A 26692-nucleotide genomic window follows, 5' to 3' on the forward strand; every position below is an offset into this window, starting at 1 on the left:
GAAACTTTTTCTTGACATCTCTTTTCAAAGTGGTAAAATAGTTCTCATGGAAACTTATTTAGTTCCTAGGAGAACTAAATGTGATAGTTAGAAAGGAGTTAGTATGGATAAACCGATGTTAGTTTTTAAGCGTTTTGGTCACCAGATTCATTTGATGGTGCAAAAGGAAGCCAAACGTTGTGGTATTGAATTTATGGGTGGACCACAAGGTCAGGTTCTGCGTTTTTTAGATCAGTGTGAACAAAAAGAGAAACTGGTCTTGATTAAAGATATCGAGCAGGAACTAAATATTACCAAGTCTGTGGCGAGTAACTTGGTCAAGCGTATGGTGCAAAATGGTTTGGTGGAATTGGAGGCGAGTCCTGTCGATAAGCGGGCCAAGTTTGTTCGTTTGACGGACAAATCGCGTTCTCAGATGCAAGAAGTTAAGGCCTTCTTTGAACGCATTGACAACCAGTTGATGGCAGACATTGATGAAGATGAATTACTGATTTTTGAGAAAGTCCTCAATCAACTACAGGAAAATATCAAGAGAATAGGAGGAGAGAATGAAGAAATTAGCTAAACGAATTAGTAGAAAAGAATGGGGGATGATTTTACTAGCCATTCTCTTTACATGCTTTTCGGTCTATCTAGAGTTGGAAGTTCCGACCTATATCTCGAAAATCACGGATTTGCTGGGGACTCAAGGAACTAGTTTAGATGAGTTATGGCAACCAGCAGGTATGATGGTCGGAATGTCTTTTTTTGCCTTCTTGTCCGCAGTCGCAGTTGGATTTTTTGCATCCAGAGTGGCGGCTTCCTATACTAGTAGGCTGAGAAGTGATATTTTTAACCGAGTTTTGGATTACTCGCAGACAGAGATTAAGAAATTCTCTATTCCAAGTCTCCTAACTCGTACCACTAATGATATTACTCAAGTTCAGATGTTGATCACCATGGGCTTGCAAGTGGTTACGCGTGGTCCGATTATGGCTATCTGGGCTATAGGGAAGATTTTAGGCCATTCAGAATACTGGCTCTGGGCTGTTCTTGTGGCAGTGATTGTCAATGTTTTGATGACAACAGTTTTGATGACGCTAGCCTTTCCAAAACAGTCCTTGATTCAAAGTCTGACTGATAAACTGAATAGTATCACTCGGGAGAGTCTAACAGGTATTCGCGTTGTTCGTGCCTACAATGCTGAAAAGTACCAAGATGAAAAATTTGCAGCAGCAAATGATGAATTGACCCGTTTGAATTTGTTTGTCAACCGTCTCATGGCCATTTTGAATCCCATCATGATGGGGATTTCAAGTGGTTTGAGTGTGGCGATTTATTGGATTGGGGCCTATGTGATCAACGATGCTGCTCCTACAGCTCGTCTGCCTCTCTTTAGTGATATGGTTGTTTTCATGTCTTATGCCATGCAGGTTGTCATGGGATTCCTTCTCATGGGGGCGCTCTTCATCGTTCTTCCTCGAACTATGGTCTCTGCCAAGCGGATTAATCAGGTTCTAGATTTGCATTCTTCTATCCAAAATCCTGCTCAAGTGCAGTTGGCTGATGAAAATCTCAAAGGTCAGGTCGAATTTAAGGATGTGACCTTTCGCTATGCTGCAAATTCGGAGGCAGTTATCGAGCATGTTAGCTTTAGAGCAGAAGCTGGCCAAACAGTTGCCTTTATCGGCTCAACTGGTTCTGGTAAGTCAACTCTAGTCAATCTGATTCCACGTTTCTATGACGTATCAGCAGGAGAAATTCTAGTGGACGGAGTTAATGTTCAAGATTACGGTTTGGAAGATTTGCGCAACAAGGTTGGTTATATTCCACAAAAAGCTGTGCTCTTTTCTGGAGATGTCAAGGGCAATCTAGACTTTGGACGCAGCCAAGAAACACCACTTAGTGAGGAGGCTATGTGGCAGGCCTTGGAATTGGCCCAGTCTAAGAACTTTATCGAAGACAAGGAAGCGGGCTTAGAGTCAGAAGTAGCCCAAGGAGGAACCAACTTCTCAGGTGGACAAAGACAACGTTTGGCCATTGCGCGTGCCTTGGCTCGTAAGCCAGAAATCCTCATCTTTGATGACTCCTTCTCAGCCTTGGATTACAAGACAGATCGTGTCCTACGCCAAGAGCTAGCAGAGAAAACAAAATCTATGACCAAGCTCATCGTCGCACAGCGTATTTCAACCATTATGGATGCAGATTTGATTTTGGTCTTGGATCAAGGTAAAGTCGTGGGACAAGGCACCCACAAGGAACTTCTAGCTACCAACGAAGTTTACCAAGAAATTGCCTATTCACAATTATCGAAGGAGGAATTGGAACATGGAAAATAAAAAAATGTCGCTCTGGAAACAGAGTAAACCCTATCTTGTAGGTCTCCAGTTTGCCCTTCTGATAGCCTTTCTAGCAACAATTCTATCCAATATCATTACTGTATATGGTCCAACCCGTATCAAGGAAATGACCAATATTATTGCCAGTGGTCTAGAAACAAGTGTGGATGTCACGGCGGTTGCAGCCATTGGTAGTTTTTTGGCCGTCATCTATGTGATTGGACTCCTATCAAATTATTTGCAGGCCTTTCTGTTTACAACAGCTATTCAACGTTTTTCAGAGCGTTTGAGAAGAGCGATTGCAGAGAAAATTAATCGTCTTCCATTAGGGTATTTTGATGGACATTCTCAAGGAGATACCTTGTCTCGTGTGACTAATGACGTTGACACTGCAGCCCAGTCCCTCAATCAAAGTCTGGGGACAGTTCTTTCATCCACTTTATTGGTCGTGGCAGTTTTGGTGACCATGTTTGGGATGAACTGGATTTTAGCCTTAGTGACGGTTGTTTCAACTCTTATCGGTTTTGCTTTCGTGTCCGTTTTTATGGGCAAATCGCAGGGCTTCTTTAAGAGTCAGCAACAGGATTTGGCGGCTGTAAATGGTTATGTGGAGGAAATGTACTCTGGCCATAATGTGGTGACCAGTTACAATGCTATCGAGAGCACCAAAGAAGAATTTGCGACCTTAAACTATCGTCTGTATGACAGTATCTGGAAATCTCAGTTTATTTCAGGGATTATGATGCCGATTATGATGTTTATTGGGAACTTTAGCTATGCCCTAGTGATTATCGTTGGGGCAGCCTTGGCTCTGAATGGGCAGATTAGTATCGGGATTATTGTTGCCTTTATGGCCTACGTTCGTATCTTTTCTCAGCCTCTTTCACAAATTGCCCAAGGGATTACTAGTCTTCAGCAGGCTAGTGCAGCCATGGGACGTGTCTTCGAATTCCTAGCTGAAGAGGAAATGGAAGACGAATCCCATAAAGAAAGACAATTGATCGATATGAAAGGTCAAGTAGTCTTTGATCGAGTCTCCTTTAGTTACACACCAGAGCGAACCATTATCCATGACTTTTCTGCGACTGTTCATGCTGGTCAAAAGGTTGCGATTGTCGGACCGACAGGGGCTGGTAAGACAACCATTGTCAATCTTTTGATGAAGTTCTATGAGATTGATAAGGGAAGTATTCGCATTGATGGTGTGGATACCAAGGAGATAAAGCGTTCGGAAGTACACGATGCCTTTTCAATGGTATTGCAGGATACTTGGCTCTTTGAAGGAACCATTCGCGACAATCTCATCTATAACCAAACAGGTATTAGTGATGAGCGCGTGATTGAAGCCAGCAAGGCTGTAGGGATTCACCACTTTATCATGACTCTACCAGATGGTTACGATACCGTCTTGGATGATACAGTGACCTTGTCTGTCGGACAAAAACAACTCTTGACCATTGCTCGTGCTTTGCTGAAAGATGCGCTACTTCTAATTCTGGATGAGGCGACATCTTCGGTTGATACTCGTACTGAGGAATTGATCCAGAAAGCCATGGACCGATTGATGGAGGGAAGAACTTCCTTTGTCATCGCCCACCGCTTGTCAACTATCCGAAATGCTGATCTGATTCTTGTCATGAAAGATGGCAATATCATTGAGCAAGGCAATCATGATGAGTTGATGGCACAAGGAGGCTTCTACGCTGACCTTTATAACAGTCAATTTACAGAAGACGAAGCAGAAGAATAAACCCAAAGAAGGCTTGACGGCCTTCTTTTTCTGCACTATACTAGAAGACAAGTGCTTCCCTATAAGCAAAATTTGAGTAAGTGATGAGAAAATATATGAAAAATTATCAAGAATGGTATGGCCACGTTGCTAGTAACATTAAAAATAAGCCCTTTCTTCTGAGCTTGTTAAGAACTTTCAATCGGTTTATGACAGTAGTCATGCCTATAGTTTATTTAACCTTGTTAGTAATTACCTATCTCCAACAAGGACTTGGGAAGCAGGTCTTGATGTATGTGTTTGTCCCTGCGTCAGGCTTTGTGATTTTGTCCTTTCTTCGTAAGAAAATCAATGCCCCTAGGCCTTATGAGGAATGGGATATTAAACCCTTGCTTGACAGAGATAGTCCTGGTCAGTCAATGCCCAGTCGTCATGTCTTTTCAGCAACCATTATCTCCATGGCTTGCTTACATGCTAGTTTATCTGTAGGGGTTATCTTATTGGTCTTGTCAGCCCTCCTCGGTCTAGTGAGAGTCTCAGGTGGCGTGCATTATCTCAAGGATGTAGTAGTTGGTTATATTTGTGGCCTTGCGTGGGGTGTGCTTTTCTTTCTATTTTGAATTGTAAGTTAAGGTGGTCCTACAACCACTTACGGGTCTAAAGTAACCACTTGCTTTTTTGCTCTTGTTTTCTTATTTTGGCTTTGATATAGTAGAGTCAGAAAGGAGATGGAATGAAGTTACGAATCGAAATTGACAGCAATTTAGAGGAAACTGAAATTGTCATCAAGGCAGCGGCTTTGACAGATGAGATTGCGGATTTACAGCGCCTCTTGCACGAATCCAAGTCTCCTAGGTTGATTTTTTACAAGGGGACTGGTGAATATTATCTGGACTTATCGGAAATTCTCTTCTTTGAAACAGAGGGGAACAAGATTTATGCCCATACCCAGAAAGATGCCTACGAGGTTCGGCTTAAACTCTATGAGTTGGAGTCTATCCTGCCCCGTTATTTCAGTCGAGTATCCAAGTCGACCATTGCTAATATTCGGCAAGTTTACTCGGTTGACAAGTCCTTTTCAGGGACAGGAACTATTTCCTTTTATCAGACTCACAAGGAGGTTCACGTGTCGCGGTACTATCAATCCTTCCTAAAAGAAAATCTAAGAAACATGAGGTAAGAAGATGAAAAAGAAAGCATTTGGTATTGTGTTGCTAGTATTGGCAGCTTTAATATTATTACAAGGAAATTTTGGAATCCCTTCTCTGGGAGGGCACATTTGGCCTTTGATTGGTATTGGATTTTTTGCCTACCAATCAGTTGAGGCTTTGCTTCGTCGTCATCTGACTTCAGCAGTTTTTACAGCTCTAGTAGCCTTAATGATTGCAAATCATTTTTATAACATTTTGCCTATCCCAAATCAGTCTCTATTTTGGGCTAGTATCTTAGCAGTGCTAGGTGTTGGCTATCTCACTCACTCAAGTAAGTTTTGGAACGGGAAAAAATGGTGGTATGATGGGGAAAAGACCATTCTAACAGATAAGGAAGTTGCTTTTGGAAGTGGGACTTTCTATAAACAAGATCAAGATCTTGTAGAAGACCAAGTAGAAGTTGCTTTTGGAAATGCAAAAATCTACTATGACAATGCAGAGATGTTAGGCGATTTTGCAACTTTAAATATCGAAGTTGCTTTCGGGAATGCAACCGTCTATGTTCCACAACACTGGCGTGTCGATTTGAAAGTAGAAACATCCTTTGGTGCAGCCAAGGCAGACGCTCCTGTAGCGCCAACAAGCAAAACCTTGATTATTCGTGGGGAAGTGGCTTTTGGTAAACTTGGTGTTGTCTACGTCAAATAAAAAAATCTTCCAATTCCCTTGCAAAAATGAAGAAAGTGTGATAACATAGTACGGTATGTGGTGCTAGCACATCCGCTATATTAGATCTAATAGGAGGAAAACACAAATGGCTAAAGTATGTTACTTTACAGGTCGTAAGACTGTATCAGGAAACAACCGTTCACACGCGATGAACCAAACAAAACGTGCCGTAAAACCAAACCTTCAAAAAGTTACTGTACTTATCGATGGTAAACCTAAAAAAGTTTGGGCTTCAGCTCGTGCTTTGAAATCAGGTAAAGTTGAACGCGTTTAATAATAAAAGTAAGGAGACCTTAGGGTCTTTTTTCTTTTGTTGTGGGTATAAAATCATTTGAAAAACGGAGTAAATATCCGCTGATACAGTATTCTGCTTTTACACTTGGGCTGAAATATGATAAAATAGAGTATCAACTAGTTGAGGTAAAAAGGATGACTGTAAAAATTAATACAAAAGATGGTCAAATCGAACTAACAGATGAAGTGATTGCAACCGTCGTAGGTGGAGCAGCAACTGAGATTTTTGGTGTGGTCGGTATGGCTAGTAAAAATGCCCTCAAAGATAATTTCCAAGCCCTTCTAGGTAAGGAAAATTATTCCAAAGGTGTCGTCGTAAAGGCGGCCGAAGATGGCAGTATTGCAGTTGATGTATATACCGTGTTGAGCTACGGAACAAAGATTAGCGAAGTGTCAAAAAACATTCAAGAGCGTGTTCGTTTTAGCTTGGAAAACCAGCTTGGAATTACTGCTCAGACTGTAAATGTCTACATTCAAAATATCAAAGTTGTAGGAGAATAACCGTGTCAAAAATTACTACTAGCTTATTTCAAGAAATGGTGCAGGCTGCATCAACTCGCTTGAATAAGCAAGCTGAATATGTCAATTCATTAAACGTCTTTCCAGTTCCAGATGGAGATACTGGAACAAACATGGGAATGACCATTGAAAATGGAGCTAAAGAAGTTGCAGACAAGCCAGCTTCTACAGTTGGCGAGGTAGCGAGCATTCTTGCCAAAGGTCTTTTGATGGGTGCGCGTGGAAACTCAGGCGTTATTACGTCTCAGCTTTTCCGTGGATTTTCACAAGCCATCAAGGATAAAGACGAGTTAACAGGTCAAGACTTGGCTCTTGCCTTCCAATCAGGTGTAGAAGTTGCCTATAAGGCAGTGATGAAACCAGTTGAAGGAACGATTTTGACAGTTTCTCGTGGGGCTGCTATCGGTGCTAAGAAAAAGGCTGAGCAGACAGATGATGCTGTTGAAGTCATGCGCGCAGCCTTGGAAGGTGCTAAAACAGCTCTAGCTAAAACGCCAGACATGCTTCCAGTATTGAAAGAGGTTGGTGTTGTAGACTCAGGTGGTCAAGGACTGGTCTTCATCTACGAAGGTTTCCTTTCAGCCCTTACTGGCGAATATATTGCATCTGAGGATTTTGTAGCGACTCCTGCCAACATGAGTGAGATGATCAATGCAGAGCATCATAAGTCTGTGGCTGGTCACGTAGCGACTGAGGACATCACCTTTGGTTACTGTACTGAAATCATGGTAGCTCTTAAGCAAGGTCCAACCTATGCCAAAGATTTTGACTACGATGAATTCCGTAACTACTTGAATGAACTTGGAGACTCTCTTCTCGTTGTCAATGATGATGAAATCGTCAAAGTCCATGTCCATACAGAAGATCCAGGACTTGTTATGCAAGAAGGTCTTAAATACGGTAGCTTGGTCAAGGTAAAAGTTGACAATATGCGTAACCAACACGAAGCACAGGTTGAGAAAGAAGCTGCTCAAGTTAGCAAGCCAGCTGAAGAAAAAGAGTATGCTTTGATTGCTGTCGTTGCTGGTAAAGGTCTAGCAGATATCTTCCGTTCTCAAGGTGTGGATTATGTTATTGAAGGCGGTCAAACTATGAACCCTTCAACAGAAGACTTTATCAAGGCTGTTGAACAGGTCAACGCTCGTAACATCATCTTCCTACCAAACAACAAGAATATCTTCATGGCAGCTCAATCTGCAGCAGAAGTTTTGGAGCAACCAGCAGTAGTGGTAGAGGCTCGTACTCTTCCTCAAGGTTTGACAAGTCTTCTTGCCTTTGATCCAAGTAAGTCAATCGAAGAAAACCAAGAGCGTATGACTGCTGCTCTTAGCGATGTCGTTAGCGGAAGCGTCACAACAGCCGTTCGTGATACAACCATTGATGGCTTAGAAATCCATGAAAACGATAATCTTGGTATGGTGGATGGGAAAATCCTCGTGTCAAACCCTGACATGCACCAAACCTTGACAGAAACATTGAAACATATGTTGGATGAAGATAGTGAAATTGTAACCTTCTATGTTGGTGAAGACGGAAGTGAAGAACTTGCTAATGAAATTGCTCAAGAAATCGCAGAAGAATTCGAAGATATTGAAGTCGAGATTCACCAAGGCCAACAACCAGTTTACCCATACTTATTTAGTGTGGAATAAAAATTTAATAGATTAAAAAGAAAGTTGATTTTGCAACTTTCTTTTTTTATGACATTTGTCATATCTCCTCATGACAGAAGCTTCTAGTGATTCTACCTTCAAAGAATTATACTAGATGTATCAAGTGGAGGAAGAAAAAATGAAACATAAAGTAATTGTCGCAATGAGTTTAGTAGCAGCAGGAGTCATGACTTATCTCATGTTTTCAGGATTGGATGAAGGTTTCTATCATTTTCCTTGGGAGCTATTTGCAGGATTTGGAATGATGTCCTGGCTTATCCGAGAAGGTTTGAAATTAGTCTCAGATGTGAAAAAGGAGTTTGAAAAATGAAAAAAGCGTTTCTCTATCTTTTTATTGGACTATCACTAGTGGTATGGTTGGTAGAAATGTTTACAGGTTGGTTTGATCAAGCCTTCCTTCACCAAGCCATTCGCGGTGCCTGGAGACTAGGATTTATGATTTTTATCGCCTTTCCTATGGGAAAGGAGTGGCTGAAAGGAGAATATCATGAACATGATTAAGGTAGAAAGCCTAAATAAAAACATCAAGGGCAAGGCTATTTTGAAGGATATTTCCTTTGAGGTAGCTGAAGGTGAATGCGTCGCCTTGATTGGGCCCAATGGTGCCGGGAAGACCACACTCTTGGACTGTCTGCTTGGAGATAAACTGGTCACAAGCGGTCAAGTATCCATCCAAGGCTTGTCAGTGACGAGTTCTCAGTTAGACTATATTAGAGGTTATCTGCCTCAAGAAAATGTCATCGTTCAGAAATTAAAGGTCAAAGAGTTGATTGCTTTCTTTCAAAGCATTTACTCAAATCCCTTGAGCAATCAGGAAATCGATCAACTATTGCAGTTTGGCAAGCAACAAAAAGAACAATTGGCAGAAAAATTGTCAGGTGGGCAAAAGCGTCTCTTCTCTTTTGTCTTGACCTTGATTGGGCGACCAAAGCTAGTCTTTTTAGATGAACCAACTGCGGCCATGGATACTTCAACCCGTCAACGCTTTTGGGAAATTGTTCAGGAGCTAAAAGCTAAGGGAGTTACCATTCTCTATTCGTCCCATTATATCGAAGAGGTAGAGCATACAGCGGACCGAATCTTGGTCTTGAATAAGGGAGAGTTGATTCGCGATACAACACCTCTAGCCATGCGCAGTGAGGAGATTGAAAAGCACTTTATCCTTCCTCTAGCATACAAGGAAGTCGTTGAGCAGTCTAACTTGGTTGAAAACTGGTCACAAAAACAAGATGCTTTGCAAGTAGTTACACGTGAAGCGGATGCTTTTTGGCAACTGTTAGTGCAAGCAGGATGTAGGATTCAAGAAATTGAAGTCAATAATCGTAGCTTGTTGGATACAATCTTTGAAGAAACACAGAAGGGAGATGACTAAGATGAAACGATGGATCGCACTAAACAAGATAGAATTTCTATTGACCAAACGACAATTAGTAACTTATCTATTGTCAGTAGGGATGCCGACGGCCTTCTATTTATTCTTTTCAGGCATGTACCAGGATACACCAGATGGGCCAGCTAATTTTATGCGTGACTACCTCATCTCTATGACGGCCTTTTCCATGATGTCGACAGCCATGTTTTCATTTCCAGCTGTCTTACATACCGATAAAATCAACAACTGGCAGAAAACATTGCGCCATACTCCAGTAAATATGGTAGAATATTATCTATCAAAGATAACAAGTATGATGGTTGATTATTTGGTTTCAATCTTGGTTGTTTTCTCAGTTGGGCACTTGGTTAGAGGTGTGGATATGCCTCTAGGAAGCTGGATTGGGGCTGCGCTCTTGCTGATAGTAGGAAGTGTAGCTTTTGTAGCGCTTGGCTTGACCTTGACACTCTTGCCTTCTAGTCAGCTGATGTCTGTCGTGGGAAATCTTCTCTATCTAGGCTTGGCTGTTTTAGGCGGACTCTGGATGCCCATCTCTTTATTTCCAGACTGGATGCAAGCAATCGGGAAGTGCCTACCAACTTATCAGTTGATGGAGTTGCTCAAGACCTTCTTAAACGAGGATGGCATCAATTTATCAGCAACAGTTTATCTACTTGTTTTTTCAACAGTTTTGTTTGGTTTGACCATTTACCTTCAAGGTCATAAGGAGAATGCTTAATGCTTGAAAGACTGAAAAGCATAGACTATATGTATTGGGCCAGTTTGATTTTTATGGTTTTTCCCATCGTTCCTGTAGTGACTGGGGAGCTACCTAGCTGGCATTTGTTGATTGATATTCTATTTGTGGTGGCTTACTTAGGCGTTTTAACCACCAAGAGTCAGCGCTTATCCTGGCTCTGTTGGGTTATCATGCTAGCCTATGTAGCTGGGAATACCGCCTTTGTTGGTGTAAATTATATCTGGTTCTTCTTTTTCCTTGCCAATCTCTTAATTTATCATTTCGGCGTACGTAGTTTTAATTCTTTACATGTCCGGACTTTTCTCCTTGCTCAAGTCCTTGTTGTGGGGCAACTGTTGATTTTTCAGGAAGTTGAAGTTGAGTTTCTAGTCTACCTACTTGGAATTCTCACTTTTATCGATTTAATGACTTTTGGCTTGGTTCGGATTCGTATTGTGGAGGATTTGAAAGAAGCTCAGGCTAAGCAAAATGCCCAGATAAATCTATTGCTTGCTGAAAATGAACGTAGTCGTATCGGTCAGGATTTGCATGATAGCTTGGGACATACCTTTGCTATGTTGAGTGTCAAGACAGATTTAGCCTTGCAGTTATTTCAGATGGAGGCTTATCCACAGGTGGAAAAGGAATTAAAAGACATTCACCAGATCAGTAAGGATTCCATGAATGAAGTGCGAACCATTGTGGAAAATCTTAAGTCTAGAACTTTGACATCCGAACTAGAGACTGTGAAAAAGATGCTAGAGATTGCTGGAATTGAGGTGGAAACGGCTAATCAACTAGATACCGCTAGCCTTACTCAGGAATTGGAGTCAACGACTTCCATGATTTTGCTTGAGTTAGTGACCAATATCATCAAGCATGCTAAAGCGTCTAAAGTCTACTTAAAATTAGAACGGACAGAGAAAGAACTCATTCTAACAGTGAGAGATGATGGCTGTGGCTTTACTTCTATAAAGGGGGATGACCTCCATACAGTTCGAGATCGTGTTCTTCCATTTTCGGGAGAAGTAAAGGTAATTAGTCAGAAACAACCGACAGAAGTTCAGGTTCGACTACCTTATAAGGAGAGAAACTAGATGAAAGTATTAGTCGCAGAAGATCAAAGTATGTTGCGAGATGCCATGTGCCAGTTGCTCACGCTTCAACCGGATGTGGAGTCTGTCATTCAAGCCAAGAATGGGCAAGAAGCAATCCAACTATTAGAAAGGGAGTCTGTAGATATCGCCATCCTTGACGTAGAAATGCCTGTTAAGACAGGTCTTGAAGTCTTGGAGTGGATACGAGCAGAAAATCTAGAAACAAAGGTGGTTGTGGTGACGACCTTCAAGCGTCCTGGGTATTTTGAACGTGCGGTCAAGGCTGGAGTAGATGCTTATGTATTAAAAGAAAGAAACATTGCAGACCTCATGCAAACCTTGCACACTGTCCTCGAAGGGCGCAAGGAGTATTCTCCTGAATTGATGGAAGTGGTGATGACGCATCCCAATCCGTTGACAGAACAAGAAATCGCAGTTTTAAAGGGAATCGCTCAGGGTTTCTCTAACCAAGAAATTGCAGATCAACTTTATTTATCAAACGGAACAGTCCGAAACTATGTCACCAATATTCTTTCGAAACTAGATGCTGGTAATCGAACAGAGGCAGCTAATATCGCGAAAGAATCTGGTTGGTTGTGATGATATAATATTTTTTGAACATTATGTGCTAAAATTGATGGGATTGAATGGAACAATACTAACTTTAGGAGGGTGGGATTCCTCCTTTTTCTTTTTTTGGGGAGCACTAAAAAAGAGCTAAAATTAACAATAAAAAAGAAAAATATCTTGACAACCAAGGGAAAATTTTGTTACAATAATAGACGGTACTTTTTACTTTTGGTCTCTCAAGAGTGTACAGGGACGTGCTGACAAATGTTGCAAAAGTACACACAGATGATAGCTGTCACCAAGTGTATCGTCACCAAAAATAAAAAAACACAGGAGAATGTAGATGCCTACAATTAACCAATTGGTTCGCAAACCGCGTAAATCAAAAGTAGAAAAATCTAAATCACCAGCTTTGAACGTTGGTTACAACAGTCATAAAAAAGTTCAAACAAATGTTTCTTCACCACAAAAACGTGGTGTTGCAACTCGTGTTGGAACAATGACACCTAAAAAACCTAACTCAGCCCTTCGTAAATTCGCTCGTGTACGTTTGAGCAACCTTATCGAAGTTACTGCCTACATCCCAGGTATCGGACACAACTTGCAAGAGCACAGCGTGGTGCTTCTTCGTGGTGGACGTGTAAAAGACCTTCCAGGGGTACGTTACCATATCGTCCGTGGTGCACTTGATACTGCAGGTGTTAACGATCGTAAACAAGGCCGTTCTAAATACGGTACTAAACGTCCAAAAGCATAAGGAAAGGGGATAAAGAGAAATGAGTCGTAAAAATAGAGCTCCAAAACGTGACGTATTGCCAGATCCGCTTTACAATTCACAACTAGTTACTCGTCTTATCAACCGCGTTATGCTTGATGGTAAACGTGGTACAGCTGCTTCAATCGTTTACGGTGCCTTTGAGCAAATCAAAGAAGCTACTGGAAACGATGCACTTGAAGTATTTGAAACAGCTATGGAAAACATCATGCCTGTACTTGAAGTACGTGCACGTCGTGTTGGTGGTTCTAACTACCAAGTCCCAGTTGAAGTTCGTCCAGAACGTCGTACAACACTTGGACTTCGTTGGTTGGTAACAATCGCTCGCCTTCGTGGTGAACACACAATGCAAGACCGTCTTGCAAAAGAAATCTTGGACGCTGCTAACAACACTGGTGCAGCTGTTAAGAAACGTGAAGACACTCACCGTATGGCTGAAGCTAACCGTGCATTCGCACACTTCCGTTGGTAAAATCATGATGCTAGGAACGGTAAGGATGCAAGGTGAAAATAGAAAACTGACGCAGTATTCGACGAATACAAGGAAGTTTATCTTTTTCACACAGCATCCCGTTCCGGCTCAAATCGGCTAATTAACTTTAGCCCGAGTTCAATTCAACTTGTAAATCTACAAGTTGAAACCAACAATAGCATGAAAACATTGAGAACGGGTAGGTCCTGCCTATCCGTTTTTATTAAAATCATGTTATAATAGAATAGAAATCAAAAATAAATAGGAGAAACAAACCTCATGGCACGCGAATTTTCACTTGAAAAAACTCGTAATATCGGTATCATGGCTCACGTCGATGCTGGTAAAACAACAACTACTGAGCGTATTCTTTACTACACTGGTAAAATCCACAAAATCGGTGAAACTCACGAAGGTGCGTCACAAATGGACTGGATGGAGCAAGAGCAAGAACGTGGTATCACTATCACATCTGCTGCGACAACAGCTCAATGGAACAACCACCGCGTAAACATTATCGACACACCAGGACACGTGGACTTCACAATCGAAGTACAACGTTCTCTTCGTGTATTGGATGGTGCTGTTACCGTTCTTGACTCACAATCAGGTGTTGAGCCTCAAACTGAAACAGTTTGGCGTCAAGCAACTGAGTATGGAGTTCCACGTATCGTATTTGCCAACAAAATGGACAAAATCGGTGCTGACTTCCTTTACTCTGTAAGCACACTTCACGATCGTCTTCAAGCAAATGCACACCCAATCCAATTGCCAATCGGTTCTGAAGATGACTTCCGTGGTATCATCGACTTGATCAAGATGAAAGCTGAAATCTATACTAACGACCTTGGTACAGATATCCTTGAAGAAGACATCCCAGCTGAATACCTTGACCAAGCTCAAGAATACCGTGAAAAATTGATCGAAGCAGTTGCTGAAACTGACGAAGAATTGATGATGAAATACCTCGAAGGTGAAGAAATCACTAACGAAGAATTGAAAGCTGGTATCCGTAAAGCGACTATCAACGTTGAATTCTTCCCAGTATTGTGTGGCTCTGCCTTCAAGAACAAAGGTGTTCAATTGATGCTTGATGCGGTTATTGACTACCTTCCAAGCCCACTTGACATCCCAGCGATCAAAGGTATCAACCCAGATACAGATGAAGAAGAAACTCGTCCAGCATCTGATGAAGAGCCATTTGCAGCTCTTGCCTTCAAGATCATGACAGACCCATTCGTAGGTCGTTTGACATTCTTCCGTGTTTACTCAGGTGTTCTTCAATCAGGTTCATACGTATTGAACACTTCTAAAGGTAAACGTGAGCGTATCGGACGTATCCTTCAAATGCACGCCAACAGCCGTCAAGAAATTGACACTGTTTACTCAGGTGATATCGCTGCTGCCGTTGGTTTGAAAGATACTACAACTGGTGACTCATTGACAGATGAAAAAGCTAAAATCATTCTTGAGTCAATCAACGTTCCAGAACCAGTTATCCAATTGATGGTTGAGCCAAAATCTAAAGCTGACCAAGACAAGATGGGTATCGCCCTTCAAAAATTGGCTGAAGAAGATCCAACATTCCGCGTTGAAACAAACGTTGAAACTGGTGAAACAGTTATCTCTGGTATGGGTGAGCTTCACCTTGACGTCCTTGTTGACCGTATGCGTCGTGAGTTCAAAGTTGAAGCAAACGTAGGTGCTCCTCAAGTATCTTACCGTGAAACATTCCGCGCTTCTACTCAAGCACGTGGATTCTTCAAACGTCAGTCTGGTGGTAAAGGTCAATTCGGTGATGTATGGATTGAATTTACTCCAAACGAAGAAGGTAAAGGATTCGAATTCGAAAACGCAATCGTCGGTGGTGTGGTTCCTCGTGAATTTATCCCAGCGGTTGAAAAAGGTTTGGTAGAATCTATGGCTAACGGTGTACTTGCAGGTTACCCAATGGTTGACGTTAAAGCTAAGCTTTACGATGGTTCATACCACGATGTCGACTCATCTGAAACTGCCTTCAAGATTGCGGCTTCACTTGCTCTTAAAGAAGCTGCTAAATCAGCACAACCAGCTATCCTTGAGCCAATGATGCTTGTAACAATCACTGTTCCAGAAGAAAACCTTGGTGATGTTATGGGTCACGTAACTGCTCGTCGTGGACGTGTAGATGGTATGGAAGCACACGGTAACAGCCAAATCGTTCGTGCTTACGTTCCACTTGCTGAAATGTTCGGTTACGCAACAGTTCTTCGTTCTGCATCTCAAGGACGTGGTACATTCATGATGGTATTTGACCACTACGAAGATGTACCTAAGTCAGTACAAGAAGAAATCATTAAGAAAAACAAAGGTGAAGACTAATCAGTCTTCACTCTAGAAGGAAGTCACTTAGTGGCTTCCTTTTTTGTATAGTTATTATAAATTTCATTAACTCCGCAAACGTGCAGTGCACTCAAAAAATTTCATATAAAAATGAGTTAAAGAAATTTGCGAAAGAAATTTACAACATAAATGATAATAAATTGCTAAAGAATATAAATTACCTTTTAAAACTTATAAAAACAATAATAATATTCATAAATAAATGTCAAAATAGAAAATTCAGAAAATTTCTTCTTTTCTCTTGAAAAATTTTGAAAAAATGGTATGATAGTAACAAGTTATTTTTAAGAGAAGAGAAAGGGGAACAATGGAGAAAATCAGTTTAGAATCTCCTAAGACGGGGTCGGACCTAGTTTTGGAAACACTTCGTGATTTAGGAATTGATACCATCTTTGGTTATCCTGGTGGTGCGGTCTTGCCTTTTTATGATGCGATATATAATTTTAAAGGCATTCGCCACATTCTAGGGCGCCATGAGCAAGGTTGTTTGCATGAAGCTGAAGGTTATGCCAAATCAACTGGAAAGTTGGGTGTTGCCGTCGTCACTAGTGGACCGGGAGCAACAAATGCCATTACAGGGATTGCAGATGCCATGAGCGATAGTGTTCCCCTTTTGGTCTTTACAGGTCAGGTAGCGAGAGCAGGGATTGGGAAAGATGCCTTTCAGGAGGCAGACATTGTGGGAATTACCATGCCAATCACTAAGTACAATTACCAAGTTCGTGAGACAGCTGATATCCCTCGAATCATTACGGAAGCTGTCCATATCGCAACTACAGGTCGACCGGGGCCAGTTGTAATTGACCTACCTAAAGACGTATCTGCTTTGGAAACAGACTTCATCTATTCACCAGAAGTAAATTTGCCAAGCTATCAGCCAACTCTTGAACCAAATGATATGCAAATCAAGAAAATCTTGAAGCAATTATCTAAGGCTAAAAAGCCAGTCTTGCTGGCTGGTGGTGGGATTAGCTACGCTGAGGCTGCAGCAGAATTAAATGAGTTTGCAGAACGCTATCAAATTCCAGTGGTAACCAGCCTTTTGGGGCAAGGAACGATAGCAACGAGTCATCCACTCTTCCTTGGAATGGGAGGGATGCACGGGTCGTTCGCAGCAAATATTGCCATGACGGAAGCTGATTTTATGATCAGTATTGGTTGCCGTTTTGATGACCGCTTGACGGGGAATCCAAAGACTTTTGCTAAGAATGCTAAGGTTGCCCACATTGATATTGATCCAGCCGAGATTGGCAAGATTATCAGTGCTGATATTCCAGTAGTTGGAGATGCTAAAAAAGCCTTGCAAATGTTGCTGGCCGAACCAACAGTTCATAACAATACTGAAAAATGGATTGAAAAAGTCACTAAAGACAAGAACCGCGTTCGTTCTTATGATAAGAAAGAGCGTGTGGTTCAGCCGCAAGCTGTTATTGAACGAATTGGTGAATTGACGAATGGAGATGCCATTGTGGTAACAGACGTTGGTCAACACCAAATGTGGACAGCCCAGTATTATCCCTACCAAAATGAACGTCAGTTAGTGACTTCAGGTGGTTTGGGAACGATGGGATTTGGAATTCCAGCAGCAATCGGTGCCAAAATTGCTAACCCAGATAAGGAAGTAGTCTTGTTTGTTGGGGATGGTGGTTTCCAAATGACTAACCAGGAATTGGCTATTTTGAACATTTACAAGGTGCCAATCAAGGTTGTTATGCTGAACAACCACTCACTTGGAATGGTTCGCCAGTGGCAGGAATCCTTCTATGAAGGTAGAACGTCTGAGTCGGTCTTTGATACCCTTCCTGATTTCCAATTGATGGCACAGGCATATGGCATTAAAAACTATAAGTTTGACAATCCTGAGACCTTGGCTCAAGACCTTGAAGTTATCACTGAGGATGTTCCTATGCTAATCGAGGTAGATATTTCTCGTAAGGAACAGGTGTTACCAATGGTACCAGCTGGTAAGAGTAATCATGAGATGTTGGGGGTGAAGTTCCATGCGTAGAATGTTAACAGCAAAACTACAGAATCGTTCAGGAGTCCTCAATCGCTTTACAGGTGTCCTATCTCGTCGTCAGGTTAATATCGAAAGTATCTCTGTTGGAGCAACAGAAGATCCGAATGTATCGCGGATCACCATTATTATTGATGTTGCTTCTCATGATGAAGTGGAGCAAATCATCAAACAGCTCAATCGTCAGATTGATGTGATTCGCATTCGTGATATTACAGACAAGCCTCATTTGGAGCGCGAGGTAATTTTGGTTAAGATGTCAGCGCCAGCTGAGAAGCGAGCTGAGATTCTAGCGATTATTCAACCTTTCCGTGCAACGGTGGTAGACGTAGCCCCAAGCTCAATTACCATTCAGATGACAGGAAATGCTGAAAAGAGCGAAGCTCTATTGCGAGTCATTCGACCATACGGTATTCGTAATATTGCTCGTACGGGTGCAACTGGATTTACCCGCGATTAATACTCTTCGAAAATCAAATTCAAATCACGTCAGCTTTGCCTTGCCGTACTCAAGTACAGCCTGCGGCTAGCTTCCTAGTTTGCTCTTTGATTTTCATTGAGTAAAAAATAACTTAAATTTGTTAAACTAGCCTAAAAGGCAATAAATAATAGAAAAGAGAGAAAAACTATGCCAGTTCAAATGGAATACGAAAAAGATGTTAAAGTAGCAGCACTTGACGGTAAAAAAATCGCCGTTATCGGTTATGGTTCGCAAGGACATGCGCATGCTCAAAACTTGCGTGATTCAGGCCGTGATGTCATTATCGGTGTACGTCCAGGTAAATCTTTTGACAAAGCAAAAGAAGATGGATTTGACACTTACACAGTAGCAGAAGCAACTAAATTAGCTGACGTTATCATGATTTTGGCACCAGACGAAATCCAACAAGAATTGTACGAAGCAGAAATCGCTCCAAACTTGGAAGCTGGAAATGCAGTTGGATTTGCCCATGGTTTCAACATCCACTTTGAATTTATCAAAGTTCCTGCAGACGTAGATGTCTTCATGTGTGCTCCGAAAGGACCAGGACACTTGGTACGTCGTACTTACGAAGAAGGATTTGGTGTACCAGCTCTTTACGCAGTATACCAAGATGCAACAGGAAATGCGAAAAACATTGCTATGGACTGGTGTAAAGGTGTTGGAGCTGCACGTGTAGGTCTTCTTGAAACAACATACAAAGAAGAAACTGAAGAAGATTTGTTTGGTGAACAAGCTGTACTTTGTGGTGGTTTGACTGCCCTTATCGAAGCAGGTTTCGAAGTCTTGACAGAAGCAGGATACGCTCCAGAATTGGCTTACTTTGAAGTTCTTCACGAAATGAAATTGATCGTTGACTTGATCTACGAAGGTGGATTCAAGAAAATGCGTCAATCAATTTCAAACACTGCTGAGTACGGTGACTATGTATCAGGTCCTCGTGTAATTACTGAGCAAGTTAAAGAAAACATGAAAGCTGTCTTGGCTGATATCCAAAATGGTAAATTTGCAAATGACTTTGTAAACGACTATAAAGCTGGACGTCCAAAATTGACTGCTTACCGTGAACAAGCAGCTAACCTTGAAATTGAAAAAGTTGGTGCGGAATTGCGTAAAGCAATGCCTTTCGTTGGTAAAAACGACGATGATGCATTCAAAATTTATAACTAATTGATAGAAATTAAGGTGAAGGCGAGTTGGGGGACTAACTCGCTTTTATAATCAATTCATCTCTCTTTTTAAGAGGATGGATTGAGATAATACTCAATGAAAATCAAAGAGCAAACTAGGAAGCTAGCCGTAGACTGCTCAAAGCACTGCTTTGAGGTTGTAGATAAGACTGACGAAGTCAGCTCAAAACACTGTTTTGAGGTTGTGGATAGAACTGACGAAGTCAGTAACCATACCTAATCCAAGGTGAAGTTGACGTAGTTTGAAGAGATTTTTGAAGAGTATAAGTATGAAATAGTCTAGGAGAAAAAGATGTTAAGTTCAAAAGATATCATCAAGGCTCATAAGGTCTTGAACGGTGTGGTTGTGAATACACCGCTTGATTATGACCACTATTTATCGGAGAAGTATGGTGCTAAGATTTATTTGAAAAAGGAAAATGCCCAACGTGTTCGTTCTTTTAAAATCCGTGGTGCCTATTATGCCATTTCCCAGCTCAGCAAGGAAGAGCGTGAACGTGGAGTAGTCTGCGCTTCTGCGGGGAATCATGCTCAGGGCGTTGCCTATACTTGTAATGAAATGAAAATTCCTGCAACTATCTTTATGCCCATTACTACTCCGCAACAAAAAATTGGTCAAGTTCGCTTTTTTGGTGGGGACTTCGTGAGCATTAAACTAGTTGGAGATACCTTTGATGCCTCAGCTAAAGCAGCTCAAGAATTTACACTCTCTGAAAACCGTACCTTTATTGATCCCTTTGATGATGCCCATGTTCAAGCTGGTCAAGGGACAGTTGCTTATGAGATTTTAGAAGAAGCTCGAAAAGAATCGATTGATTTCGATGCTGTTTTGGTCCCTGTTGGAGGCGGAGGTCTCATTGCTGGAGTTTCGACTTATATCAAGGAAACAAGTCCAGAGATTGAAGTCATTGGGGTAGAGGCTAATGGAGCGCGTTCCATGAAGGCTGCCTTTGAAGCTGGTGGGCCTGTCAAACTCAAGGAAATTGACAAATTTGCGGATGGGATTGCTGTTCAAAAGGTAGGTCAGTTGACCTATGAGGCAACTCGTCAACATGTTCAAACTTTGGTAGGTGTCGATGAGGGATTGATTTCTGAAACCTTGATTGATCTCTACTCTAAGCAAGGGATTGTCGCAGAACCTGCTGGAGCGGCTAGTATCGCCTCTTTAGAGGTTTTAGCTGAATATATCAAGGGGAAAACCATTTGTTGTATCATTTCTGGAGGAAATAATGACATTAACCGTATGCCAGAAATGGAAGAGCGTGCCTTGATTTATGATGGGATTAAGCATTACTTTGTGGTCAATTTTCCACAGCGTCCAGGGGCCTTACGTGAGTTTGTAAATGATATCTTGGGGCCAAATGATGATATCACACGTTTTGAGTATATCAAACGAGCTAGCAAGGGGACAGGACCAGTATTGATTGGGATTGCCTTGGCAGATAAGCATGATTATGCAGGTTTGATTCGTCGAATGGAAGGGTTTGATCCATCTTATATTAACTTAAATGGTAATGAAACGCTCTATAATATGCTTGTCTGAGGACTAATAAAAAAATATCATATTATTTGCACAACAGATGTATAGGTGCTATAATGAGGGTGAAGAAAGGGGGCGATTCCTATGGACTTAGGAAATCGATTACGCTATTTCTATCTCAATTCATTATAGTACCTATGTTTTTTGATTTGGTTTATAGTAAGGGAGTAAAATTACTTATTATATTTAAGGAGTATTTTTGAAATCCACTATTTTATATATAGCTAATATGAATTTTGGCTAAATATAATAGGAGTTAGAAAAAATAATCAATACTAATGAGAAACCTTATAATGAACTGACTGAGAAGAGTGATGAGATACTAAGAAGATAAAAACAGTAGAAAATGTTGAAAGATAGGATACAATTGTTTTCTGACTACTTATCTTTTAATGATGTAGGAGAAACAAAAGGAATCTTGATAAAGTAAATAAATAGTACCAGTTTAGCAAGTGAAAAGTGCTTATACAGACAGGAAGAAAGTCGCAGAAGGAGAAGAAAAAGAATAGTTAGAAATAGTCTGGAGAGAAAGTCTTCCGCTATTAGGAATGTCCTTTTAAAGTTGGATAAATAGAATAAAGTTGAAGATAAAACCTGTCTAACCTATCAAGAACTGGTATTTGAGAATATGAATATTCTTACAAATAAAAGAGTTAATAATGCAATTATTTTAAAGGCGTTTACTAATGGTTTATAGCAAGCAAAAACCTATATATTATCGGCTTTAATAAGATAGCAATAGAAATATAATTCATTATTTTATTGAATATATGTTTTTTTATTGACAAAAGACATAAAAACGTATACAATTAAATATCGTAAAGAAGAAAATAGGAGAAGGACATGGCTAAGTCAAACTTTGAAAAAGTAGAATCAGTTGTTGGCTGGGTTCGTGATAAGAAAATCACAGGCTACCGTATCTCTAAAGAAACGAATGCGCGTGAAATGTCTATCATTGCTCTAGCGCAGGGGCGTGCAAAAGTAAAAAATATTTCGTTTGAAACGGCTCTAGGTTTAATTGATTTCTATGATAAAAATCATGAAAAATTTGAAGATTAATCTTTGGATAATGGCGGATTCTTGAATAGGGTCTGCCTTTTCATTTTGATACTCAATGAAAATCAAAGAGCAAACTAGGAAGTTAGCTGTAGGTTGCTCAAAACACTGTTTTGAGGTTGCAGATAGAGCTGACGTGGTTTGAAGAGATTTTCGAAGAGTATAAGGACAGCAAAAAGACTGCACGGTTGATGCAGCCTTTTCTTTTTATTTGAGATAGCGTTGAAGGAACTCTTTTGTTCGGTCTTCTTTAGGATTGGTGAAGAGGTCTTCTGGTTTACCTTCTTCAGCAATCACTCCCTTATCCATAAAGATAACACGGTGAGAGACATCGCGGGCGAATTCCATTTCGTGAGTTACAACAATCATGGTCAAGCCTTCCTGGGCTAAATCCTGCATGATTTTGAGGACTTCTCCAACCATTTCTGGATCGAGAGCTGATGTTGGTTCATCAAAGAGAATAGCGTCAGGATTCATGGAAAGGGCACGAGCGATGGCCACACGTTGTTTTTGACCACCTGAGAGTTGTTTTGGTTTCGCTTGCCAGTAGCGTTCTCCCATGCCGACCTTTTCTAGGTTTTCTTTGGCAATCTTTTCAGCTTCTGTACGTTCACGTTTAAGGACAGTTGTCTGAGCGACGATTGTGTTTTCAAGAACGTTTAGATTTTCAAAGAGGTTAAAGGATTGGAACACCATTCCCAATTTTTCACGGTATTGCGTGAGGTCATAGCCTTTTTCGAAGACGTTTTGTCCATGATAAAGGATTTGTCCATCAGTTGGCGTTTCAAGGAGGTTAATGGAGCGTAGGAAGGTTGATTTTCCGCTTCCAGAGCTTCCGATGATAGAGATTACCTCTCCCTTGTGGACAGTGAGTGAAATGTCTTTTAGCACTTCGTTTTGTCCATAGGATTTTTTGAGGTGTTTAATTTCAAGGATTGCTTGTGTCATTATTTCAAATCCTCCGTTTGCATTTGGTTAGCACCTGTAGTATAGGTATCCATGTCCATGCGGCGTTCGATGAAGCGTAGGATACGTGTTACGGTGAAGGTGAGGACAAAGTAAATCACTGCGATGATTGTAAATGTCTGGAAGTATTGATAGGTTTGCGTCGCCACGGTATTTCCTGAGAAATAAAGTTCAACAACAGAGATAACGTTCAATACAGATGTATCTTTGATATTGATGACAAATTCATTACCAGTTGCTGGCAGGATGTTACGGACTACTTGAGGTAGGACAATCTTACGCATGGTTTGGTTATGAGTCATACCAAGAGCAGTAGCGGCTTCAAATTGTCCCTTGTCAACTGCTAGGATACCACCACGGACGATTTCAGTCATGTAGGCACCGGTGTTGATCGAAACGATGAAGATAGCAGCTAGTGTACGGTCAAGGTTGATACCGAAAGCTTGGGCAGTTCCATAGTAGATAACCATCGATTGAACAATCATTGGTGTACCACGGAAGATTTCAATATAGACATTGAGAATCCAGCCGACTAGTTTTTGTAGGCCATAAATGGCTTTATTCTCAGATAGAGGAGCAGTACGGAAGACACCAATGGCAAGTCCAATAATGAGACCTGTGATGGTTCCGACGATAGAGATTAAAAGAGTGACACCAGCACCACGCAAGAGTTGTTGCCAGTTTTCAGAAAGAATTTTAGCGACTTGACTAAAGAAACTACTGCTAGTCTCTTCAGTTGTTGTAGCTTCGGCAGGTTGTTCCTTGATCATACGATCCATCAAGGCAACTTGATCGTCTTTTGAAATGGTTTCAATGCTGGCATTGATTTGGCTAATACGGTTGTCATCTTTACGAAGTCCGATGGCGATAGCTGTATCTTCTTCTCCAGTTTTGAAACCTGGTTCTACTTGAACCATCTTGAACTTAGAGTTAGCAGCTTCGGCAGTCAGAGCTTCTGGACGTTCAGAAACATAGGCATCGATGACACCAGCCTCAAGAGCTTGGCGCATTTGAGCGAAGTCTCCCATGGCAGTTTCTTTTTTAGCACCTGGGATTTGACCAATCAAGTCATAAAGATAGACACCTTGTTGAGAAGTAATTTTTGCACCGTTAAAGTCATCCAAAGATTTTGCGTTTGCATAAGTAGAATCTTTTTTGACAAGCAAAACTGGTTCGCTAGTGTAGTAACTGCTTGAAAATGCAATTTCTTGTTTGCGTTCGGCAGTAGGACTCATACCTGCGATAATCATGTCAATCTTACCAGAAGTAAGGGCAGGAACTAGACCTTCCCACTTTGTTTTAACAACCAAAGGTTCTTTACCTAAGTCCTTAGCGATTTTCTTGGCGATTTGAACATCGTATCCGTTAGCATACTGGTTAGTCCCATCGATTTTGACAGCCCCATTGCTATCATCATCCTGAGTCCAGTTAAAGGGAGCATATGCTGCTTCCATCCCGATGCGTAAATATTCATCGGCTTGGGCAACATTGACAAGTCCCAGCATCAGCAAGAGACTTGTGAAAATAGATAAGTATATTTTTCTCATGATTTCTCCTATTTCTAATCTATTAAAAAATAACTGTCTCCTATTTTATCGAAAAAAACTCTATTTTTCAACATAGGTAAGCCCTTACTTATGAAAAAATGATATAATGATAGCAAAGATAAAAAAGGGGACTTAGTTGATGAAAAAAACTTTTTTCTTGCTGTTATTTTGTTTGTTTTGTATGTTTCCACTCTCGGTTTTTGCCATTGATTTTAAGATAAACTCTTATCAAGGAGATTTGTATATTCATGCAGACAATACGGCAGAATTTAGACAGAAGATAGTTTACCAGTTTGAGGAGGACTTTAAGGGGCAAATCGTGGGACTTGGACGTGCTGGCAAGATGCCTAGCGGATTTGAGATAGATCCTCAACCAAAGGTTCAGGCCTCGAAAAACGGTGCTGAACTGACAGACGTTACTAGCGAAGTGACAGAAGAGGCGAATGGTTATACTGTGAAAGTCTACAATTCAGGTCAAGAAGGCGACACAGTTGAAGTTGACCTCGTTTGGAACTTAAAGAATTTACTTTTCCTTTATGATGACATCGCTGAATTAAATTGGCAACCTCTGACAGATAGTTCAGGAGCTATTGGAAAGTTTGAATTTCATGTAAGGGGAGACAAGGGGGCTGAAAAACTCTTTTTCCATACAGGGAAACTTTTTAGAGAGGGAACGGTTGAAAAGAGTAACCTTGATTATACTATCCGTTTAGACAATCTTCCGCCTAAGCGGGGAGTTGAATTGCATGCCTACTGGCCTCGAACTGATTTTGCTAGCGCTAGGGATCAGGGATTGAAAGGAAATCGTTTAGAAGAGTTTAATAAGATAGAAGACTCGATTTTTAAAGAAAAAGAGCAAAGTAAACAACTCGTTACTTGGGTCTTCCCTTCGATACTTTCTATCTCCTTGTTATTGAGTATTTGCTTCTATTTCATCTATAGAAGAAAGACCACTCCTTCCGTCAAATATGCCAAAAATCATCGTATCTATGAACCACCAATGGAATTAGAGCCTATGGTTTTATCAGAAGCAGTCTACTCGACCTCCTTGGAAGAAGTGAGTCCTCTAACAAAAGGAGCAGGTAAATTTACCTTTGACCAACTTATTCAAGCTACCTTGCTAGATGTGATAGACCGTGGGAATGTTTCTATCATTTCAGAAGGAGATGCAGTTGGTTTGAAGCTAGTAAAAGAAGATGGTTTGTCAAGTTTTGAGAAAGACTGTCTAAATCTGGCTTTTTCAGGCAAAAAAGAAGAAACTCTTTCCAATTTGTTTGCGGATTACAAGGTATCTGATAGTCTTTATCGTAGAGCAAAAGTTTCTGATGAAAAACGGATTCAAGCAAAGGGGCGTCAGCTCAAATCTTCTTTTGAAGAAGTATTGAAAGAGATGCAAGAAGGAGTGAGAAATAGAGTTACCTTCTGGGGGCTTCCGGATTACTACCGTCCTTTAACTGGTGGGGAAAAGGCCTTGCAAGTGGGTATGGGGGTCTTGACTATCTTGCCCCTATTTATCGGATTTGGTTTGTTCTTGTACAGTTTGGATGTTTATGGCTATCTTTACCTCCTCTTGCCAATACTTGGTTTTCTAGGTTTGGTTTTGGCTGTTTTCTATTATTGGAAGCTTCGATTAGATAATCGTGATGGTGTCCTAAATGAAGCAGGAGCAGAAGTATACTATCTCTGGACCAGTTTTGAAAATATGTTGCGTGAGATTGCACGATTGGATCAGGCTGAATTGGAAAGTATTGTGGTCTGGAATCGCCTCTTGGTTTATGCGACTTTATTTGGCTATGCAGACAAGGTCAGTCATTTGATGAAGTTTCATCAGATTCAAGTGGAAAATCCAGATATCAATCTCTATGTAGCTTATGGCTGGCACAATATGTTTTATCATTCAACAGCACAAATGAGCCATTATGTCAATGTCGCAAACACAGCAAGTACCTATTCCGTATCTTCTGGAAATGGAAGTTCTGGTGGTGGCTTCTCCGGAGGTGGCGGCGGGGGCAGTATCGGTGCCTTTTAAAGAGAGCTATCAATGGCTGAAAAAATATGCTATAATGGAAGATAGA

At 41.0% G+C, this 26692-nt stretch carries 26 protein-coding genes; 24 read left to right on the plus strand and 2 right to left on the minus strand.

Translation table 11 applies throughout. The features are described 5' to 3' along the window. The first annotated feature begins 103 nt into the window (after positions 1–103). The 23 genes from B7697_RS05915 (at position 104) to B7697_RS06035 (ending at position 22107) form a co-directional block, all read left to right on the plus strand. Positions 104–565: a MarR family winged helix-turn-helix transcriptional regulator gene (locus B7697_RS05915; RefSeq protein WP_004256759.1), complete on the plus strand. Its 462-nt coding sequence runs from the start codon at positions 104–106 to the stop codon at positions 563–565. Further along, positions 549–2318, plus strand: a complete 1770-nt coding sequence (locus tag B7697_RS05920; RefSeq protein WP_084950780.1) for an ABC transporter ATP-binding protein — start codon at positions 549–551, stop codon at positions 2316–2318. Before B7697_RS05915 ends, B7697_RS05920 begins: the two co-directional genes overlap by 17 nt. Then, the gene (locus tag B7697_RS05925) at positions 2308–4068 is read left to right on the plus strand and encodes an ABC transporter ATP-binding protein (RefSeq protein ID WP_084950782.1); all 1761 of its coding nucleotides are present in this window, start codon (positions 2308–2310) and stop codon (positions 4066–4068) included. The genes B7697_RS05920 and B7697_RS05925 overlap by 11 nt, the downstream gene beginning before the upstream one ends. Positions 4069–4163: 95 nt before the next feature. Next, complete coding sequence (locus B7697_RS05930; protein WP_004256762.1) at positions 4164–4667, plus strand: phosphatase PAP2 family protein; 504 nt, start codon at positions 4164–4166, stop codon at positions 4665–4667. Between the two features lie 113 nt (positions 4668–4780). Beyond that, a complete protein-coding gene (locus B7697_RS05935) occupies positions 4781–5227 on the plus strand; it encodes a LytTR family DNA-binding domain-containing protein (RefSeq protein ID WP_084950784.1) in 447 nt (148 codons plus the stop codon). A gap of 4 nt (positions 5228–5231) precedes the next feature. Further along, a complete protein-coding gene (locus B7697_RS05940) occupies positions 5232–5906 on the plus strand; it encodes a LiaF transmembrane domain-containing protein (protein ID WP_033682352.1) in 675 nt (224 codons plus the stop codon). A 106-nt stretch (positions 5907–6012) separates the two neighbouring features. Then, on the plus strand, positions 6013–6201 hold the full coding sequence (gene rpmB, locus B7697_RS05945) for a 50S ribosomal protein L28 (RefSeq protein ID WP_001140948.1): 189 nt from the start codon (positions 6013–6015) through the stop codon (positions 6199–6201). A 155-nt stretch (positions 6202–6356) separates the two neighbouring features. Next, positions 6357–6722 (plus strand): Asp23/Gls24 family envelope stress response protein, encoded by a 366-nt coding sequence (locus B7697_RS05950; RefSeq protein WP_000216437.1) that lies wholly within the window; start codon positions 6357–6359, stop codon positions 6720–6722. A 2-nt stretch (positions 6723–6724) separates the two neighbouring features. Continuing rightward, complete coding sequence (locus B7697_RS05955) at positions 6725–8392, plus strand: DAK2 domain-containing protein (RefSeq protein WP_084950786.1); 1668 nt, start codon at positions 6725–6727, stop codon at positions 8390–8392. Between the two features lie 139 nt (positions 8393–8531). Next, entirely contained in the window at positions 8532–8723 is a 192-nt protein-coding gene (locus B7697_RS05960) for a hypothetical protein (protein ID WP_000681201.1), read from the plus strand. Next, positions 8720–8914 carry a hypothetical protein gene (locus B7697_RS05965; protein ID WP_084950788.1) on the plus strand — a complete coding sequence of 65 codons (195 nt, stop codon included), beginning with the start codon at positions 8720–8722 and terminating at the stop codon, positions 8912–8914. Before B7697_RS05960 ends, B7697_RS05965 begins: the two co-directional genes overlap by 4 nt. Continuing rightward, the gene (locus B7697_RS05970; protein ID WP_084950790.1) at positions 8901–9785 is read left to right on the plus strand and encodes an ABC transporter ATP-binding protein; all 885 of its coding nucleotides are present in this window, start codon (positions 8901–8903) and stop codon (positions 9783–9785) included. The genes B7697_RS05965 and B7697_RS05970 overlap by 14 nt, the downstream gene beginning before the upstream one ends. Before the next feature lies 1 nt (position 9786). Further along, entirely contained in the window at positions 9787–10524 is a 738-nt protein-coding gene (locus B7697_RS05975) for an ABC transporter permease (RefSeq protein WP_070482397.1), read from the plus strand. Further along, positions 10524–11621 (plus strand): sensor histidine kinase, encoded by a 1098-nt coding sequence (locus tag B7697_RS05980; RefSeq protein WP_084950792.1) that lies wholly within the window; start codon positions 10524–10526, stop codon positions 11619–11621. The genes B7697_RS05975 and B7697_RS05980 overlap by 1 nt, the downstream gene beginning before the upstream one ends. After that, the gene (locus B7697_RS05985) at positions 11622–12221 is read left to right on the plus strand and encodes a response regulator transcription factor (protein ID WP_084950793.1); all 600 of its coding nucleotides are present in this window, start codon (positions 11622–11624) and stop codon (positions 12219–12221) included. It abuts the gene before it with no gap. Between the two features lie 313 nt (positions 12222–12534). Continuing rightward, on the plus strand, positions 12535–12948 hold the full coding sequence (rpsL, locus tag B7697_RS05995) for a 30S ribosomal protein S12 (RefSeq protein WP_001142332.1): 414 nt from the start codon (positions 12535–12537) through the stop codon (positions 12946–12948). Between the two features lie 19 nt (positions 12949–12967). Next, on the plus strand, positions 12968–13438 hold the full coding sequence (gene rpsG / locus B7697_RS06000; protein ID WP_000087873.1) for a 30S ribosomal protein S7: 471 nt from the start codon (positions 12968–12970) through the stop codon (positions 13436–13438). 279 nt (positions 13439–13717) lie between these two features. After that, the gene (gene fusA / locus B7697_RS06005) at positions 13718–15799 is read left to right on the plus strand and encodes an elongation factor G (protein ID WP_000090348.1); all 2082 of its coding nucleotides are present in this window, start codon (positions 13718–13720) and stop codon (positions 15797–15799) included. 328 nt (positions 15800–16127) lie between these two features. Continuing rightward, positions 16128–17828: an acetolactate synthase large subunit gene (locus tag B7697_RS06010; RefSeq protein ID WP_000411735.1), complete on the plus strand. Its 1701-nt coding sequence runs from the start codon at positions 16128–16130 to the stop codon at positions 17826–17828. Next, entirely contained in the window at positions 17821–18297 is a 477-nt protein-coding gene (ilvN, locus tag B7697_RS06015; RefSeq protein WP_001253803.1) for an acetolactate synthase small subunit, read from the plus strand. The genes B7697_RS06010 and ilvN overlap by 8 nt, the downstream gene beginning before the upstream one ends. A gap of 168 nt (positions 18298–18465) precedes the next feature. Then, complete coding sequence (gene ilvC / locus B7697_RS06025; RefSeq protein WP_084950795.1) at positions 18466–19488, plus strand: ketol-acid reductoisomerase; 1023 nt, start codon at positions 18466–18468, stop codon at positions 19486–19488. Positions 19489–19800: 312 nt separating this feature from the next. Then, positions 19801–21051, plus strand: a complete 1251-nt coding sequence (gene ilvA / locus B7697_RS06030; protein WP_084950796.1) for a threonine ammonia-lyase IlvA — start codon at positions 19801–19803, stop codon at positions 21049–21051. Between the two features lie 840 nt (positions 21052–21891). Continuing rightward, positions 21892–22107: a capsule biosynthesis transcriptional regulator gene (locus B7697_RS06035; protein WP_001130035.1), complete on the plus strand. Its 216-nt coding sequence runs from the start codon at positions 21892–21894 to the stop codon at positions 22105–22107. A gap of 204 nt (positions 22108–22311) precedes the next feature. Here B7697_RS06035 and B7697_RS06040 read toward each other — a convergent pair whose 3' ends face one another. Together B7697_RS06040 and B7697_RS06045 are read right to left on the minus strand one after the other, a co-directional pair. After that, positions 22312–23052 (minus strand): amino acid ABC transporter ATP-binding protein, encoded by a 741-nt coding sequence (locus B7697_RS06040; RefSeq protein ID WP_084950798.1) that lies wholly within the window; start codon positions 23050–23052, stop codon positions 22312–22314. Next, positions 23052–24617 carry an ABC transporter substrate-binding protein/permease gene (locus tag B7697_RS06045; RefSeq protein WP_020901541.1) on the minus strand — a complete coding sequence of 522 codons (1566 nt, stop codon included), beginning with the start codon at positions 24615–24617 and terminating at the stop codon, positions 23052–23054. The genes B7697_RS06040 and B7697_RS06045 overlap by 1 nt, the downstream gene beginning before the upstream one ends. 139 nt (positions 24618–24756) lie before the next feature. On the opposite strand from B7697_RS06045, the gene B7697_RS06050 reads away from it, so the two are divergent. Next, positions 24757–26646: a DUF2207 domain-containing protein gene (locus B7697_RS06050; RefSeq protein WP_070528653.1), complete on the plus strand. Its 1890-nt coding sequence runs from the start codon at positions 24757–24759 to the stop codon at positions 26644–26646. The last annotated feature ends 46 nt before the right edge of the window (positions 26647–26692 follow it).

This window comes from Streptococcus mitis, from assembly GCF_002096895.1.
GTDB lineage: Bacteria > Bacillota > Bacilli > Lactobacillales > Streptococcaceae > Streptococcus > Streptococcus mitis_AH.